Raw genomic sequence first — 15974 nt, forward strand, 5'->3', positions numbered from 1 at the left:
AATTAATGCTCCTGGCTGATCGCGGCGCAGATCAGGTTAATGCCGCGGGCTTTGAATTCTTCGCGTGCCGCTGCTGGCAGGCGGTCATCTGTAATCAGGGTGTTGATGCTGCTCCACGGCAGCTCAAGGTTGGGAATCTTGCGCCCGACCTTGTCTGACTCGACCATCACGATCACTTCGCGGGCCACCTCCGCCATCACCCGGCTCAGGCCGAGCAATTCATTGAAGGTGGTGGTGCCACGTTCGAGGTCGATGCCATCGGCACCGATGAACAGCTGGTCGAAATCGTATGAGCGTAGTACCTGCTCGGCGACCTGGCCCTGGAACGACTCGGAGTGCGGATCCCAGGTGCCGCCCGTCATCAACAGTACTGGCTCATGTTCGAGCTCGCTGATGGCACGGGCGACGTTCAACGAGTTGGTCATTACTACCAGACCCGGCTGGCGGCCCAGTTCAGGGATCATGGCGGCGGTGGTGCTGCCACTGTCGATGATGATCCGCGCATGTTCGCGAATCCGGGCAACGGCGGCGCGGGCGATCGCTTGCTTGTAGCGCGACACCGGCTGCACGGCTTCGCCGAGCAACTCCTGGGGCACCGGGACAGCGCCGCCATAACGGCGCAGTAGCAGGCCGTTGGCTTCAAGCGCAGCGAGGTCTTTGCGGATGGTCACTTCCGAAGTTTCGAAACGCTTGGCCAAGTTATCCACACTCACTTCACCCTGCTCGGTGAGCAAGGCCAGGATATTGTGACGGCGCTGGGGCGTGTTTCGTTTCGACATGACAGGTTAAGTTTCGATTCGAAAGATAATGATTGCAATCAAAACCTAAGACGAAGGCTTCGTCAATGCCTAAATAGCTCTGTGGATAAAAAAATCGCGGGGCAAGCCCGCCCCCACGCCTAGCTCCGGATGTGGAGTCCAACGTGGGAGCGGGCTTGCCCCGCGATAGGGTCTGTGGATAACCCTCGGTGAAGCAATCAGCTCTTCTTGATCTTCTCTGGACGTTTCCAGCCTTCAATGTTGCGTTGGCGCGCACGGCCCACGGCCAATTGCTTGTCTTCAACGGTCTGGGTGATGGTAGAACCCGCCGCCGTAGTAGCGCCGTCCTTGATTTCAACAGGGGCTACCAGCGAGTTGTTCGAGCCGATGAACACATCCTCGCCCATCACTGTCTTGAACTTGTTGGCGCCATCATAGTTGCAGGTAATGGTGCCGGCACCGATGTTGGTGCGGGCGCCGACCTCGGCGTCACCCAGGTAAGTCAGGTGACCGGCCTTGGCGCCCTCGCCCAAGTGGGCATTCTTCAGCTCGACGAAGTTACCCACATGGGCCTTGGCATCCAGCACGCTACCCGGACGCAGGCGCGCGAACGGGCCAGCATCGCTGCCCTCGCCCAACACCGCACCATCAAGGTGGCTGTTGGCTTTGACTACTGCGCCTTTGCGCAGGGTGCTGTCCTTGATGACGCAGTTCGGACCGATCTGTACGTCATCCTCGATCACCACCTTGCCTTCGAGAATCACGTTAACGTCGATCAGCACATCGCGACCAACGGTCACCTCACCTCGGACATCGAAGCGCGCTGGATCGCGCAGGGTTACGCCCTGGGCCATCAACCGACGGCCCTCGCGCAGCTGGTAGTGACGCTCAAGCTCAGACAGCTGCCGGCGATCATTGGCGCCCTGCACTTCCATCGGATCATGCGGCTGTTCGGTGGCGACCACCAGGCCATCGGCAACGGCCATGGCGATCACGTCGGTGAGGTAGTACTCACCCTGGGCGTTGTTGTTGGACAGCCGCCCCATCCAGTCGGCCAGGCGCGCGGCGGGCATGGCGAGGATGCCGGTGTTGCCTTCCTTGATCGCTTTCTGCGCGTCGCTGGCGTCCTTGTGCTCGACGATTGCCGCGACCTGGCCCTGGGCATCACGCACGATGCGGCCGTAGCCGGTCGGATCTTCAAGATTGACGGTGAGCAGGCCCAACTGCTGCTGGTTGGCCTTGGCCAGCAAGCGCTGCAGGGTTTCTACTTCAATCAGCGGCACGTCGCCGTACAGCACCAGCACGGTGTCGGCGGTGAGTGCTGGAATCGCCTGGGCGACGGCGTGGCCGGTGCCCAGCTGCTTGTCTTGCAGGACGAAGTTCAGGTCATCCGCGGCTAGCCGCTCGCGCACCAGCTCGGCACCATGGCCAATGACCACATGGATACCGCTAGGCTTCAGCTGGCGCGCGCTGTGGATAACGTGACCGAGCATGGAGTTGCCAGCCACCGGATGCAGCACCTTGGGCAATGCCGAACGCATGCGGGTGCCTTGGCCGGCGGCGAGAATAACGATATCGAGGGACATTGACTGGCTACCAATCCTGGGCGGTCAGCAATGTGACCGATGAGGGAAATTCGGAAAAAGAAAAAGGGTAGCCGAGGCTACCCTTTTACTCAATCGCAACAGCAGTGATCTGGCCGGGGCCGGATTACTTGCCTCTGCGCATTTGCTGGACGGTACGCAGCTGAGCTGCGGCCTCGGCCAGACGTGCGGCAGCGGCGCCGTAGTCGAAATCAGCGCTTTTGCTGTGCAGGGCGTTCTCAGCAGCCTTGAGGGCTTCCTGAGCCTGAGCCTCGTCCAGGTCAGCAGCACGTTGCACGGTATCGGCAAGCACCTTGACCATGTTCGGCTGAACCTCGAGGAAACCACCAGAGATGTAGAACACCTCTTGGGCGCCACCCTGCTTGGTCAGCGTGATCGGACCAGGCTTGAGATTGGTGATCAGCGGCGCGTGGCCTGGAGCGATACCAAGATCACCCAGGTTACCGTGCGCAACTACCATCTCGACCAGGCCGGAGAAAATCTCTCCTTCCGCGCTGACGATATCGCAATGGACTGTCATAGCCATCTGCTTGCCTCAACCTGATAGCGCCCCTTGCGGGGCGCAGGAATTACAGTTTCTTGGCTTTCTCGATCGCTTCGTCGATGCTGCCGACCATGTAGAACGCTTGTTCTGGCAGGTGGTCGTAGTCACCTTTGAGGATGCCGCTGAAGCCAGCGATGGTGTCTTTCAGGGAAACGTACTTGCCTGGCGAACCGGTGAAGACTTCGGCCACGAAGAACGGCTGCGACAGGAAGCGCTGGATCTTACGAGCGCGGGCTACCAGTTGCTTGTCGGTCTCGGACAGTTCGTCCATACCCAGGATCGCGATGATGTCCTTCAGCTCTTTGTAGCGCTGCAGAACATACTGAACGCCACGAGCGGTGTCGTAGTGCTCGTTGCCGATCACGTTCGGGTCCAGCTGACGCGAAGTCGAGTCCAGTGGGTCGACCGCTGGGTAGATACCCAGGGAGGCGATGTCACGGGACAGAACGACGGTGGCGTCCAAGTGGGCGAAGGTGGTCGCTGGCGACGGGTCGGTCAGGTCGTCCGCAGGTACGTATACGGCCTGGACGGAGGTGATCGAACCTTCCTTGGTGGAGGTGATGCGCTCTTGCAGAACGCCCATCTCTTCAGCCAGGGTCGGCTGGTAACCTACTGCCGAAGGCATACGGCCCAGCAGTGCGGATACTTCGGTACCGGCCAGGGTGTAACGATAGATGTTGTCGACGAACAGCAGAACGTCGTTACCTTCGTCACGGAACTTCTCAGCCATGGTCAGGCCGGTCAGCGCGACGCGCAGACGGTTTCCTGGTGGCTCGTTCATCTGACCGTAGACCAAGGCTACTTTGTCGAGAACGTTGGAGTCCTTCATCTCGTGGTAGAAGTCGTTACCCTCACGAGTACGCTCACCCACACCAGCGAACACGGAGTAACCGCTGTGTTCCATGGCGATGTTACGGATCAGTTCCATCATGTTTACGGTCTTGCCGACACCGGCACCACCGAACAGACCAACCTTACCACCCTTGGCGAACGGGCAAACCAGGTCGATAACCTTGATGCCGGTTTCCAGCAGGTCGTTGCCGCCTGCCTGGTCAGCGAACGAAGGCGCTGGCTGGTGGATACCGCGACGCTCTTCCTCGCCGATCGGGCCGGCTTCGTCGATTGGGTTGCCCAGTACGTCCATGATACGGCCCAGGGTGGCCTTACCAACAGGAACGGAAATGGCAGCGCCGGAGTCAACGACTTCCAGACCGCGCTTCAGGCCTTCGGTGGAGCCCATCGCAATGGTACGAACCACGCCGTCGCCCAGCTGCTGCTGGACTTCCAGGGTGGTTTCCGCGCCTTGTACTTTCAGCGCGTTGTATACACTCGGCACGACGTCACGTGGGAATTCCACGTCGATGACGGCGCCGATGATTTGAACGATACGTCCGCTACTCATAGCTGGATCCTCTGAATTTTTGAACCGTTAAACCGCGGCAGCGCCGCCGACGATTTCCGAGATCTCCTGGGTGATCGCAGCCTGACGCGCCTTGTTGTAGATCAACTGAAGCTCTTTGATCAAATCACCGGCGTTGTCTGTGGCGTTCTTCATGGCGATCATCCGGGCCGCTTGTTCAGCAGCGTTGTTCTCGACCACCGCCTGGTATACCTGCGACTCCACGTAACGCACCATCAAGCCGTCCAGCAGCTCTTTTGCGTCGGGTTCGTACAGGTAATCCCAGTGATGCTTGAGATCCTGATCCGGGGTTGCCACCAACGGTACCAATTGCTCGACCGTCGGTTTTTGGGTCATGGTGTTGATGAACTTGTTCGAAACCACCGAAAGGCGATCGATACGGCCATCCAGGTAGGCGTCCAGCATCACTTTGACAGAGCCGATCAGATCGTTGATCGATGGCTCTTCGCCCAAGTGGCTGATCGCTGCTACGACGTTGCCGCCAAAGATGCGGAAGAAAGTTGCACCCTTGCTGCCGATCACGCACAGGTCGATTTCCACGCCCTGTTCGCGGTTTGCGTTCATGTCCTTGACCAGGGCCTTGAACAGGTTGGTGTTCAAGCCACCGCACAGACCACGGTCACTGCTCACCACGATATAACCGGTGCGCTTTACAGGGCGCTCGATCATGAATGGGTGGCGGTATTCCGGGTTGGCGTTGGCCAGATGACCGATCACCTGGCGGATACGCTCCGCGTAAGGACGGCTAGCAGCCATGCGCATTTGTGCCTTGCGCATCTTGCTTACCGCCACTTTCTCCATGGCGCTGGTAATTTTTTGCGTGCTTTTGATGCTCGCAATCTTACTGCGAATCTCTTTTGCGCCTGCCATGTATCACCTATCAGGTTAGCAAGCGGGGGCCTGGGCCCCCGCTGCGGCTTACCAGGTCTGGGTGGCCTTGAACTTCTCGATGCCGGCTTTCAGGCCTGCGTCGATTTCGTCGTTGAAGTCACCCTTCACGTTGATCTTCGCCATCAGTTCAGCGTGATCACGGTTGAAGAAGGCGATCAGTGCTTGCTCGAAGCTGCCGATCTTGGAGACTTCTACGTCAGTCAGGAAGCCACGCTCAGCGGCATACAGCGACAGGGCCATGTCCGCGATGGACATCGGCGCGTACTGCTTCTGCTTCATCAGCTCGGTAACGCGCTGACCATGCTCCAGCTGCTTGCGGGTCGCTTCGTCCAGATCGGAAGCGAACTGGGCGAATGCAGCCAGCTCACGGTACTGAGCCAGAGCGGTACGGATACCACCGGACAGTTTCTTGATGATCTTGGTCTGAGCGGCACCACCTACGCGGGATACCGAAACACCGGCGTTCACTGCAGGGCGGATGCCCGAGTTGAACATGGCCGATTCCAGGAAGATCTGACCGTCGGTGATCGAGATCACGTTGGTCGGAACGAACGCGGAAACGTCGCCAGCCTGGGTTTCGATGATCGGCAGCGCGGTCAGGGAACCGGTTTTGCCAGTCACAGCACCGTTGGTGAACTTCTCGACGTACTCTTCGGAAACGCGCGATGCACGCTCCAGCAGACGGGAGTGGAGATAGAACACGTCGCCTGGGTACGCTTCACGTCCTGGTGGACGGCGCAGCAGCAGGGAGATCTGACGGTAGGCAACAGCCTGCTTGGACAGGTCATCGTAAACGATCAGCGCGTCTTCACCGCGGTCACGGAAGAACTCGCCCATGGTGCAACCGGCGTATGGCGCCAGGAATTGCAGTGCGGCGGATTCCGAGGCGCTGGCAACCACCACGATGGTGTTTTTCAGTGCGTCGTTTTCTTCCAGCTTGCGAACGATGTTGGCAACGGTGGAACGCTTCTGGCCGACAGCAACATAAACGCAGAAAATACCGGAGTCTTTCTGGTTGATGATGGCGTCGATGGCCATGGCGGTCTTGCCGATCTGACGGTCACCGATGATCAGCTCACGCTGGCCACGGCCGACAGGGATCATGGCGTCGACGGATTTGTAGCCAGTCTGTACAGGCTGGTCTACCGACTTACGCCAGATCACGCCTGGAGCAACTTTCTCGACCGCGTCGGTCTCGGTGTTGCCCAGCGGGCCTTTGCCATCGATTGGGTTGCCCAGTGCGTCAACGACGCGACCCAGCAGTTCCTTACCAACTGGAACTTCCAGGATGCGGCCGGTGCACTTGGCGCTCATGCCTTCGGCGAGGGTGTCATAGGCACCCAGGATCACTGCACCTACGGAGTCTTGCTCCAGGTTCAGGGCCATGCCGTACACGCCACCCGGAAACTCGATCATTTCGCCGTACATAACGTCGGCCAGACCGTGAATCCGCACGATACCGTCAGAAACGCTGACGACGGTACCTTCGTTGCGGGCTTGAGAGGCTACATCGAGGTTATCGATGCGGCCCTTGATGATTTCACTAATTTCGGAAGGATTGAGTTGCTGCATTGCTCTGCTGCCCCTTCAAACTCAAGATTTCAATGCTTCGGCCAGTTTCGCGATCTTGCCGCGAACCGAGCCATCGATTACCAGGTCGCCTGCGCGGATGAGGACGCCGCCGATCAGGCTGGCATCCTCCGACGCGTGCAGGCGAACTTCCTGGCCGAGCCGTGCACTGAGAACCTTGGCGAGTTTGTCTTGCTGTTCTTGGTTCAACGCAAAAGCACTGGTGACTTCCACGTCCACGGATTTTTCCAGTTCGGCCTTGTACAGCTCGAACAGGTCGGCAATCTCCGGCAGGAGCAGGAGACGGCCATTTTCCGCGGCAACATGAATGAAATTCTGTGCCTGTGCATCGAACTTGTCACCGCACACTTCAATGAAAGTGGCGGCCTTTTGTGCGCTCGTCAGTCGCGGGGCCTTGAGCAGGCGCTGCATGGTGTCGTCTTGCGACACAGCAGCAGCCAGGCCGAGCATGGCTGACCAATTGGCCAGTTGCTGATGGGCCTGGGCGTGCTCAAAGGCAGCCTTAGCGTAAGGTCGGGCCAACGTGGTCAGTTCTGCCATGATCGCCCTCGCTTAAATTTCAGCGGCCAGTTTGTTAACCAGCTCCGCATGCGCGTTTTGATCGATTGTGGCGCCAAGGATCTTTTCAGCACCGCCAACAGCCAGGGCACCCAGTTGGGCACGCAGGGCGTCTTTGACGCTGTTCAGTTCCTGTTCGATCTCGGCCTGAGCCTGAGCCTTCACACGGTCAGCTTCGACGCGGGCCTGATCACGGGCTTCCTCGACAAGCTGAGCAGCGCGTTTCTTGGCTTGCTCAATGATTTCGGCTGCCTGTGCTTTAGCTTCACGCAGTTGCTGACCCGCTTTCTCTTGGGCCAGCTCCAGGTCGCGAGCTGCGCGGTTGGCAGCGTCCAAGCCATCAGCAATCTTCTTTTGACGCTCTTGCAGGGCAGTGATGACCGGAGGCCATACGTACTTCATGCAGAAGACGACAAAAATCAGGAAAGCAACGGATTGGCCAATCAGGGTTGCATTAATGTTCACGCCAACACCTCGCTCGGTCTTTGTTCATCACAGCAATCAACTCGTGGGTACGAGTGATTAGCCGGCGATTTGACCAACGAACGGGTTTGCGAAGGTGAAGAACAGAGCAATACCAACACCGATCATGGTTACGGCGTCGAGCAGACCGGCAACGATGAACATTTTGACCTGCAGCATCGGAACCATCTCAGGCTGACGAGCAGCGCCTTCCAGGAACTTGCCGCCCAGCAGGCCGAAACCAATTGCGGTGCCCAGTGCGCCCAGACCGATCAGCAGAGCAACAGCGATAGCGGTAAGACCAACTACAGTTTCCATCTTTCCTCCCGACTTTTACGTCGTATTGGTTAGGTTTTTAGTTTGAAGCGGTAAAACAAATCGTTTGGTACAACTGCCCTTGCGGACTTTTTACAGCCCTCCCCCCAAACGGGCAGGGAAGGCTATCAGACACGCCAGGCGGTCTTAATGGTTATCTTCGTGAGCCATCGACAGGTAGACGATGGTAAGCATCATGAAGATGAAGGCTTGCAGGGTGATGATCAGGATGTGGAACACAGCCCACGCCCATTGCAGCACCACACCCAGGCCGCTGAGCCAGAGCAGGCCGCTGCCGAACATTACCGCGATCAGGATGAACACCAGTTCGCCGGCATACATGTTGCCGAACAGACGCAGTGCCAGCGAGATCGGCTTGGCGATCAGGGTGACGAATTCAAGCAGGAAGTTCACCGGGATCAGCAGGGCTTGAACGAAGATGTTCTTGCTGCCGAACGGGTGCAGGGTCAGCTCGCCGATGAAGCCGCCGATGCCCTTGACCTTGATGCTGTAGAAGATGATCAGCGCGAACACCGAGAAGGCCATGCCCAGGGTGGCGTTCGGGTCGGTGGTAGGCACAGCGCGGAACGCAATGTGCGGATCACCCGAGATCTTGGCAGCCAGCACCGGGATCCAGTCGACCGGGATCAAGTCGATGGCGTTCATCAGGAACACCCAGACGAAGATGGTCAGGGCCAGTGGGGCGATGACCGGGCTACGGCCGTGGAACGAGTCCTTGACGCTGCCGTGGACGAAATCGACCATCACCTCGACGAAGTTCTGCAGGCCGCCAGGTTGGCCGGAAGTGGCCTTCTTGGCCGCCATGCGGAAGATGAAGAGGAAGATCAGACCCAGCGCAACCGACCAGCCCAGGGTATCCAGGTGGAAGGCCCAGAAGCCCATTGCCTTGGCTTCTGCAGCCGAATGGGCCAAGCCCCAGCTGCCGTCTGGTAGTTGACCGTAGGTCAGGTTCTGCAAGTGGTGCTGGATATAGCCCGAAGCGGTTTCTGCTGCCATGGTTGCCTCAAACGCCCTTAGGTCTCGAAAGTCTTTTATTCATTAGCAGGGGCGCGAACCAGCTGACCAATTGGGTCAGCACGAAGACGCCGAATACTGCTAACGGCGCCAATGGCTTCACTCCTGCGAAGGTCAGTGCAAACAGCACTGCCGTCAAAATCAATTTGCCTGCCTCGCCTGCGTAGAACGACTTGACGATGGCCTGCGCTGCCCGGGCTCCGCTAAAGCGAAAAGCCTTCCAGGCGAAATACACATTCGGCAGCCAGGCAATCAGCCCTCCACAGAGGCCTGAATATCCACTGACTGCTCCTTTCCACTGCCACAACACCAAAGTTGCCAGCAGGACTACGACACATTGCGTCAGCAGTACTGGAAAAACTGCCCAGCGATGGAAAGGCAGGCGGTTTGGCGTGCGGATTTCCATCGCATCTACTCCTGGAAAGTCGACCATCAAGTCAGCAACGACTTGGCATAATTTGTGCCGACAAAATGCGCGCAGAGTATAGGGGGGGATTAACCCCTATTCAACTATTGGGTAGTGATTTCCGACTGCGCGCTACAACGGGAATTGTTTCAGCGGATGTGAGCAAGCACGCCTTGCAACTCGTCGAGCGAGTTATAGCGAATCACCAACTGACCTTTGCCCTTGTTGCCATGGCGGATCTGCACCGCCGAGCCCAGGCGCTCTGCCAGACGCTGTTCGAGGCGAGCGATATCCGGATCAGGTTTGCTCGGTTCGACCGGATCAGGTTTGCCGCTCAGCCACTGGCGCACCAGTGCCTCGGTTTGGCGCACAGTGAGCCCACGTGCGACAACATGACGCGCCCCTTCTTCCTGGCGATCTTCTTCCAGGCCCAGCAAGGCGCGAGCGTGGCCCATCTCCAGGTCGCCGTGGGCGAGCATGGTCTTGATTGCCTCCGGCAGCGAGATCAAGCGCAGCAGGTTGGCCACGGTCACCCGTGACTTGCCGACGGCGTCTGCTACTTGCTGCTGGGTCAGTTCGAATTCCTGCTGCAGGCGTTGCAGGGCAATCGCCTCTTCCAGCGGGTTGAGATCCTCACGTTGGATGTTCTCGATCAGCGCCATGGCGATGGCGGCTTCATCGGGTACATCACGGACCATGGCCGGGATGGTGTCCAGGCCCGCCAGTTGAGTGGCGCGCCAGCGGCGTTCGCCGGCGATGATCTCGTAGCGCTGGTCACCGATCGGCCGAACCACGATCGGCTGCATGACGCCTTGGGTGCGAATCGAGGCAGCCAGTTCTTCCAGCGCCTCCGGGTCCATGTCCCGGCGTGGCTGGTACTTGCCACGCTGGATCAGCTCGACCGGCAGGTGTTGCAGTTCTTTCTGGTCGATCTTGACAGCCTGCTCCTCGAGCGAGCTGACGGAAGGACCACTGAGCAGTGCATCCAACCCACGTCCGAGACCCCGTTTCTTAACGGCCATGCGGATTCCTTAAGTTGTTTGTGCAGTGCGTGATTGACGGCGTTGGCGGCGTACCAGTTCCCCGGCCAGGGCCAGATAGGCCAGTGCGCCACGCGATTGCTTGTCGTAGGCCAGGGCCGGCATGCCAAAGCTTGGCGCCTCGGCCAGGCGAATGTTGCGCGGGATCACCGTATCGTACAGCTGCTCGCCGAAGTGCTCTTTGAGCTGCGCCGAAACATCGTTGTTCAGGCTCAGGCGCGGATCGTACATGGTCCGCAGCAGGCCTTCGATCTTCAGCGCCGGGTTCAGCCGGGCTGCGATGCGCTTGATGTTATCCACAAGGTCGCTGAGACCTTCGAGTGCGTAGTACTCGCACTGCATCGGGATAATCACGCCATCGGAGGCGACCAAGGCGTTGAGGGTGAGCATCGACAGCGACGGTGGGCAGTCGATGAGGATGTAGTCGTAATTCTCGCGGATAGGCGCCAGCGCATTGCGCAGACGGCTCTCCTTGACCTGCATCTCCAGCAGCACCACTTCCGCGGCGGTGAGGTCGCGGTTGGCCGGCAGCAGTTGGAAACCGCCGTGCTCGGAGTAGTGCATCGCCTGGGCCAGGTCGCATTCGCCGATGAGCAGGTCGTAGACCGAATGCTCGAGCTCGTGCTTGTCCACCCCGCTGCCCATGGTCGCGTTGCCCTGCGGATCGAGGTCGATCAGCAGCACACGGCGCTTGGTCGCAGCCAGCGATGCGGCGAGATTGATACAGGTGGTGGTCTTGCCCACACCACCTTTCTGGTTCGCGATTGCGAATACCTTAGCCATTGTTGCGTGTAATCCCAGTCATGCCTTGCGGCGCAGTATCAGCAGATGGCGCTGGCCCTGGCAACCCGGAACGGTCAGGGCCTGCTCGCTTTCCACTGTGAAGTCTGCGGGCAATGCTACCAGTTCGTCGGCAGGATGCAGCCCTTTCATTGCAAGCCAAAGCGTCCGCGTGTCGCCCAGGTGGCGAGTCCAGCCGGTGAAGTTCTCCATGCTGCTGAATGCCCGCGAGATGATCCCGCTGAACGGCTGCGCCGGTTGATACTCTTCGACCCGGCTGTGGATAACCTGCAGGTTGTCCAGTTTCAGCTCCATCTTCACCTGGGTGAGGAAGCGGGTTTTCTTGCCATTGCTGTCGAGCAGCGTCACTTGCTTGTGCGGGTGCAGGATAGCCAAAGGAATCCCCGGCATGCCACCGCCGCTGCCGACATCCAGCCAACTTTGCGTGTCGCTGTGGATAAACGGCATGACGCTGAGGCTGTCGAGCAGATGCCGCGAGACCATTTCGTTCGGGTCGCGCACTGCGGTCAGGTTGTAGGCCTTGTTCCATTTGATCAACAGGGCCAGGTAGCCCAGCAGTTGCTCGTGCTGCTGTGGGCTCAACTCGACACCGAGCTGGCGCGCGCCTGTGGACAACTCTTCTGCGTGTTGCGGGGTGACCAAGGAACTCAAGCGCTTTGCTCCAATTCGCGGCCTGCGCCGCGTTTTTTCAGATGAATCAGCAACAGGGAAATCGCCGCCGGGGTCACGCCGGGGATGCGCGAAGCCTGGCCGAGGGTCTCCGGGCGAGTCTGGCCGAGTTTGCCCTGGATCTCCTTGGACAGGCCGGAGATCGTCGTGTAGTCGATATCCACAGGCAGGCGGGTGTCTTCGCTGGCGCGCAGACGAGCGATCTCATCCTGTTGACGGTCGATGTATCCGGCGTACTTGGTCTTGATCTCGACTTGCTCAGCCACTTGCGGGTCAAGTGCCTCACCGCCAGTAGCCTCGATCAGGCCGGCATAGTCGATTTCCGGGCGAGCCAGCAGGTTGAGCAGGCTGTATTCGTGGCTCAGCGGCGTACCGAACTTATCCACAACGGCTTGGCCCATCGGCGTGCCGGGACGAACCCAAGTCGACTTCAGGCGCTGCTCTTCACGCTCGATGCCTTCGCGCTTGGCGCAGAACGCAGCCCAACGCTGGTCATCGATCAAGCCCAGCTCGCGGCCCTTCTCGGTCAGACGCAGGTCGGCGTTGTCTTCACGCAGGATCAAGCGGTACTCGGCGCGCGACGTGAACATGCGGTACGGCTCCTGGGTCCCCAGGGTAATCAGGTCGTCGACCAGTACGCCGATGTACGCCTCGTCGCGACGCGGGCACCAGCTTTCCCGACCCTGCGCACGCAGTGCGGCGTTGGTTCCGGCCAGCAGACCTTGAGCGCCAGCTTCTTCGTAGCCGGTGGTGCCGTTGATCTGGCCGGCGAAGAACAGGCCGCCAATCACTTTGGTTTCGAGGCTGTACTTCAGGTCACGCGGATCGAAGTAGTCATACTCGATGGCATAGCCCGGGCGCACGATGTGGGCGTTTTCCATGCCGCGGATCGAGCGGACCAACTCCAGCTGCACGTCGAACGGCAGCGATGTGGAAATGCCATTGGGGTACAGCTCATGGGTGGTCAGGCCTTCCGGCTCGATGAACACCTGATGGCTTTCCTTGTCGGCGAAACGATGGATCTTGTCTTCGATCGACGGGCAGTAACGTGGGCCGACACCTTCGATAACCCCGGAATACATCGGCGAACGGTCGAGGTTCGAAGCAATGATTTCGTGGGTGCGGGCATTGGTGTGGGTGATCCAGCAGCTGACCTGGCGCGGGTGCATCTGCGCATTGCCCATGAACGACATCACCGGAATCGGCGTATCGCCGGGCTGCTCGGTCATCACCGAGAAGTCCACAGAGCGGCCATCGATACGCGGCGGCGTACCGGTTTTCAGCCGGCCGACGCGCAGCGGCAGTTCACGCATGCGGTGGGCCAGGGCAATGGCGGGCGGATCACCGGCGCGGCCGCCGGTGTAATTCTGCAAGCCAATGTGAATAAGTCCGGCGAGGAATGTGCCAGTGGTCAGTACCACCGAGTCGGCGAAGAACCGCAGACCCATTTGCGTGACCACGCCCTTGACCTGGTCCTGTTCGACGATCAGGTCGTCGCAGGACTGCTGGAATATCCACAGGTTCGGTTGGTTTTCCAGGATTTCACGGACCACCGCCTTATAGATCGCGCGGTCAGCCTGGGCACGGGTCGCACGGACGGCCGGGCCTTTGCGGTTGTTCAACACGCGGAACTGAATGCCGCTCTTGTCGGTGGCCAACGCCATGGCGCCGCCGAGCGCATCGATCTCTTTGACCAGATGACTCTTGCCGATCCCACCAATAGCGGGGTTGCAACTCATGTGACCGAGGGTTTCCACGTTATGGGTCAGCAGCAGGGTTTTTACCCCCATGCGTGCAGACGCAAGCGCAGCCTCGGTACCGGCATGGCCGCCGCCGATGACGATCACTTCAAAACGGGAAGGGAAATCCACCACGCACCTCGTGCCTGTTTTTGCGAATAGAGAAGGTAAGCCGACAAGTATAGGGACTTCCTACCTGCTAAAGAAACCTTTTGAGCAAATTTTGACCAGGCTGTGGATGAACGGGGATAACAGAAATTAAAAAGGAAGAAATTAAAAAAGCTTTGTTTTTATGTTTATTCTTATGCACCGCCTTTTCTGTGGATAAAGCTCTACACACCAATATTCATGGTATGTACAGAGAAATTAAACCCTGTGCTTGAGTGGCCATGAGGGCTATGGATAAGCGCATTTAGCCTGTGGATGAAATGCCTATTTACCCACAGGTGGATTTGTCCTCAGCTCTGAAGGGGGTTTATCAACTGAGCTGAAGGTGAGTTTTCCACAGGGCTTAGACGAACGAAAACGCACCTGTTGATGAAATCAAAGGCGTGGGTCTTCAAAGGAAATTGGAAAATAGATGGGGGTAGGCTGTGGAGGAGCGGTTTATCCACCGACGAAAGCGCAGCCCTCGCTATTCATCGGGGTGTGTTCTTCGCGGGGTGAACCCGCTCCCACAGGTACTACCTTGCTGATCGGCGGTAACTGGAGGGGAGCGGTTGTGGATTACTTGCCGATGCAGAAGCTTGAGAAGATACGCCCCAGCAGATCATCGGAACTGAACGCGCCGGTAATCTCTCCCAGCGCCTGCTGAGCTTGACGCAGATCTTCCGCCAACAGCTCTCCAGCGCCGGCCAGGGTCAGCTGGTCACGACCATGCTCAAGGTGCGCGCTAGCCTGGTTCAAGGCCTCCAGGTGGCGTCGACGGGCGCTGAAGCTGCTCTCTGAGGTCTGTTCATAACCCATGCATGCTTTCAGGTGATCGCGCAGCAGCAGCAAGCCGCTGTCATCGCCCTTGGCGCTGAGGGTAATGGTCACATGGCCATCGTCACATTGCTCCATGGCCACCGCTTCCCCGCTCAGGTCTGCCTTGTTACGAATCAAGGTGACTTTGCCAGAATCTGGGCGCTGATCGAGAAACTCTGGCCACAAGGCGAAGGGATCGCTTGCTTCAGGGGCCGTGCTATCCACAACCAGCAACACCCGGTCAGCCTCGCTGATCGCTTTGAGCGCACGTTCCACGCCGATCTTTTCCACATGGTCGTCTGTGTCACGCAGCCCTGCGGTATCGACCACGTGCAACGGCATGCCGTCGATGTGGATATGTTCCCGCAAGATATCCCGGGTAGTGCCGGCGATATCGGTGACGATGGCCGCCTCACGCCCAGCCAGGCGGTTGAGCAGGCTCGACTTGCCCGCATTGGGCCGTCCGGCAATCACCACGTTCATACCGTCACGCAGCAGCGCGCCCTGGCCAGCTTCCTTCTGCACTGTGGACAACTCGCTGCGCACTGCATCGAGCATCGACAGCACATGGCCGTCGGCGAGAAAGTCGATTTCTTCCTCAGGGAAGTCGATCGCAGCTTCGACGTAGATCCGCAGCGCGATCAGTGCCTCGGTCAGCGAGTGAACGCGCTTGGAGAATTCGCCCTGCAACGAACGCAAGGCATTGCGTGCGGCCTGGGTCGAGCTGGCCTCGATCAGGTCAGCGATCGCTTCGGCCTGGGCCAAGTCGAGTTTGTCGTTGAGGAATGCACGCTCGCTGAATTCACCAGGACGCGCCAGGCGGCAGCCCAGTTGCAGGCAGCGCTGCAGTAGCATGTCCATCACTACCGGGCCGCCATGGCCTTGTAGTTCCAGGACGTCTTCACCGGTAAACGAGTTCGGCCCCGGGAAGAACAGCACGATGCCCTCATCCAGTACCAGCCCGTCCTGATCGCGGAACGGCCCGTAGTGAGCATGCCGGGGCGTGAGAGTGCGCCCGGTAATAGCTTGCCCGGCCTGGCTCGCCAGGGGGCCAGACAGGCGGACGATGCCGACCCCGCCGCGGCCCTGAGCGGTAGCGATGGCGGCAATGGTTTCACGCACAGTGTTCATGCTCGAAAGCCTCTTACGACAAATTCAACAGACAGATAGCAAAAA

The 15974-nt window shown here is 59.1% G+C and carries 16 protein-coding genes; all 16 read right to left on the reverse strand.

Annotation, left to right across the window (positions count from 1 at the left end):
- Positions 1–2: 2 nt before the first annotated feature.
- A complete protein-coding gene (locus tag HU737_RS22715) occupies positions 3–779 on the reverse strand; it encodes a DeoR/GlpR family DNA-binding transcription regulator (protein ID WP_186553110.1) in 777 nt (258 codons plus the stop codon).
- A gap of 197 nt (positions 780–976) precedes the next feature.
- A complete protein-coding gene (gene glmU / locus HU737_RS22720; RefSeq protein WP_186553111.1) occupies positions 977–2344 on the reverse strand; it encodes a bifunctional UDP-N-acetylglucosamine diphosphorylase/glucosamine-1-phosphate N-acetyltransferase GlmU in 1368 nt (455 codons plus the stop codon).
- A 124-nt stretch (positions 2345–2468) separates the two neighbouring features.
- Positions 2469–2888: a F0F1 ATP synthase subunit epsilon gene (locus HU737_RS22725; protein WP_186553112.1), complete on the reverse strand. Its 420-nt coding sequence runs from the start codon at positions 2886–2888 to the stop codon at positions 2469–2471.
- Positions 2889–2931: 43 nt separating this feature from the next.
- Positions 2932–4308, reverse strand: coding sequence for a F0F1 ATP synthase subunit beta (gene atpD / locus HU737_RS22730; protein ID WP_016502294.1), 1377 nt, complete (start codon positions 4306–4308; stop codon positions 2932–2934).
- A 27-nt stretch (positions 4309–4335) separates the two neighbouring features.
- Positions 4336–5196 (reverse strand): F0F1 ATP synthase subunit gamma, encoded by an 861-nt coding sequence (atpG, locus tag HU737_RS22735; protein ID WP_016489911.1) that lies wholly within the window; start codon positions 5194–5196, stop codon positions 4336–4338.
- 48 nt (positions 5197–5244) lie between these two features.
- A complete protein-coding gene (gene atpA / locus HU737_RS22740) occupies positions 5245–6789 on the reverse strand; it encodes a F0F1 ATP synthase subunit alpha (RefSeq protein WP_186553113.1) in 1545 nt (514 codons plus the stop codon).
- Positions 6790–6810: 21 nt separating this feature from the next.
- Positions 6811–7347: a F0F1 ATP synthase subunit delta gene (locus tag HU737_RS22745; protein ID WP_186553114.1), complete on the reverse strand. Its 537-nt coding sequence runs from the start codon at positions 7345–7347 to the stop codon at positions 6811–6813.
- A gap of 12 nt (positions 7348–7359) precedes the next feature.
- Positions 7360–7830, reverse strand: coding sequence for a F0F1 ATP synthase subunit B (locus tag HU737_RS22750; RefSeq protein ID WP_186553115.1), 471 nt, complete (start codon positions 7828–7830; stop codon positions 7360–7362).
- Positions 7831–7887: 57 nt separating this feature from the next.
- Entirely contained in the window at positions 7888–8145 is a 258-nt protein-coding gene (atpE, locus tag HU737_RS22755) for a F0F1 ATP synthase subunit C (protein WP_003097235.1), read from the reverse strand.
- 144 nt (positions 8146–8289) lie between these two features.
- Positions 8290–9159, reverse strand: coding sequence for a F0F1 ATP synthase subunit A (atpB, locus tag HU737_RS22760; RefSeq protein ID WP_186553116.1), 870 nt, complete (start codon positions 9157–9159; stop codon positions 8290–8292).
- Positions 9160–9166: 7 nt separating this feature from the next.
- A complete protein-coding gene (locus HU737_RS22765; RefSeq protein WP_186553117.1) occupies positions 9167–9583 on the reverse strand; it encodes a F0F1 ATP synthase subunit I in 417 nt (138 codons plus the stop codon).
- A gap of 149 nt (positions 9584–9732) precedes the next feature.
- The gene (locus tag HU737_RS22770; RefSeq protein ID WP_186553118.1) at positions 9733–10605 is read right to left on the reverse strand and encodes a ParB/RepB/Spo0J family partition protein; all 873 of its coding nucleotides are present in this window, start codon (positions 10603–10605) and stop codon (positions 9733–9735) included.
- Between the two features lie 9 nt (positions 10606–10614).
- Positions 10615–11406, reverse strand: coding sequence for a ParA family protein (locus tag HU737_RS22775; protein ID WP_186553119.1), 792 nt, complete (start codon positions 11404–11406; stop codon positions 10615–10617).
- 18 nt (positions 11407–11424) lie between these two features.
- Complete coding sequence (gene rsmG, locus HU737_RS22780; protein WP_186553120.1) at positions 11425–12075, reverse strand: 16S rRNA (guanine(527)-N(7))-methyltransferase RsmG; 651 nt, start codon at positions 12073–12075, stop codon at positions 11425–11427.
- Complete coding sequence (gene mnmG / locus HU737_RS22785; RefSeq protein WP_186553121.1) at positions 12072–13964, reverse strand: tRNA uridine-5-carboxymethylaminomethyl(34) synthesis enzyme MnmG; 1893 nt, start codon at positions 13962–13964, stop codon at positions 12072–12074. Before mnmG ends, rsmG begins: the two co-directional genes overlap by 4 nt.
- A gap of 594 nt (positions 13965–14558) precedes the next feature.
- A complete protein-coding gene (mnmE, locus tag HU737_RS22790) occupies positions 14559–15929 on the reverse strand; it encodes a tRNA uridine-5-carboxymethylaminomethyl(34) synthesis GTPase MnmE (protein ID WP_186553122.1) in 1371 nt (456 codons plus the stop codon).
- Positions 15930–15974: the final 45 nt, after the last annotated feature.

The sequence above is a fragment of the Pseudomonas urmiensis genome, from assembly GCF_014268815.2.
GTDB lineage: Bacteria > Pseudomonadota > Gammaproteobacteria > Pseudomonadales > Pseudomonadaceae > Aquipseudomonas > Aquipseudomonas urmiensis.

What these genes read in the sequence shown, in the direction of transcription:
- HU737_RS22765 (WP_186553117.1), bottom strand. Translation starts at nt 9,583, where the DNA reads ATGGAAATCCGCACGCCAAACCGCCTGCCTTTCCATCGCTGGGCAGTT.
- atpB (WP_186553116.1), bottom strand. Translation starts at nt 9,159, where the DNA reads ATGGCAGCAGAAACCGCTTCGGGCTATATCCAGCACCACTTGCAGAAC.
- HU737_RS22715 (WP_186553110.1), bottom strand. Translation starts at nt 779, where the DNA reads ATGTCGAAACGAAACACGCCCCAGCGCCGTCACAATATCCTGGCCTTG.
- glmU (WP_186553111.1), bottom strand. Translation starts at nt 2,344, where the DNA reads ATGTCCCTCGATATCGTTATTCTCGCCGCCGGCCAAGGCACCCGCATG.
- HU737_RS22745 (WP_186553114.1), bottom strand. Translation starts at nt 7,347, where the DNA reads ATGGCAGAACTGACCACGTTGGCCCGACCTTACGCTAAGGCTGCCTTT.
- HU737_RS22775 (WP_186553119.1), bottom strand. Translation starts at nt 11,406, where the DNA reads ATGGCTAAGGTATTCGCAATCGCGAACCAGAAAGGTGGTGTGGGCAAG.
- mnmE (WP_186553122.1), bottom strand. Translation starts at nt 15,929, where the DNA reads ATGAACACTGTGCGTGAAACCATTGCCGCCATCGCTACCGCTCAGGGC.
- HU737_RS22770 (WP_186553118.1), bottom strand. Translation starts at nt 10,605, where the DNA reads ATGGCCGTTAAGAAACGGGGTCTCGGACGTGGGTTGGATGCACTGCTC.
- atpD (WP_016502294.1), bottom strand. Translation starts at nt 4,308, where the DNA reads ATGAGTAGCGGACGTATCGTTCAAATCATCGGCGCCGTCATCGACGTG.
- HU737_RS22725 (WP_186553112.1), bottom strand. Translation starts at nt 2,888, where the DNA reads ATGGCTATGACAGTCCATTGCGATATCGTCAGCGCGGAAGGAGAGATT.
- atpG (WP_016489911.1), bottom strand. Translation starts at nt 5,196, where the DNA reads ATGGCAGGCGCAAAAGAGATTCGCAGTAAGATTGCGAGCATCAAAAGC.
- atpA (WP_186553113.1), bottom strand. Translation starts at nt 6,789, where the DNA reads ATGCAGCAACTCAATCCTTCCGAAATTAGTGAAATCATCAAGGGCCGC.
- atpE (WP_003097235.1), bottom strand. Translation starts at nt 8,145, where the DNA reads ATGGAAACTGTAGTTGGTCTTACCGCTATCGCTGTTGCTCTGCTGATC.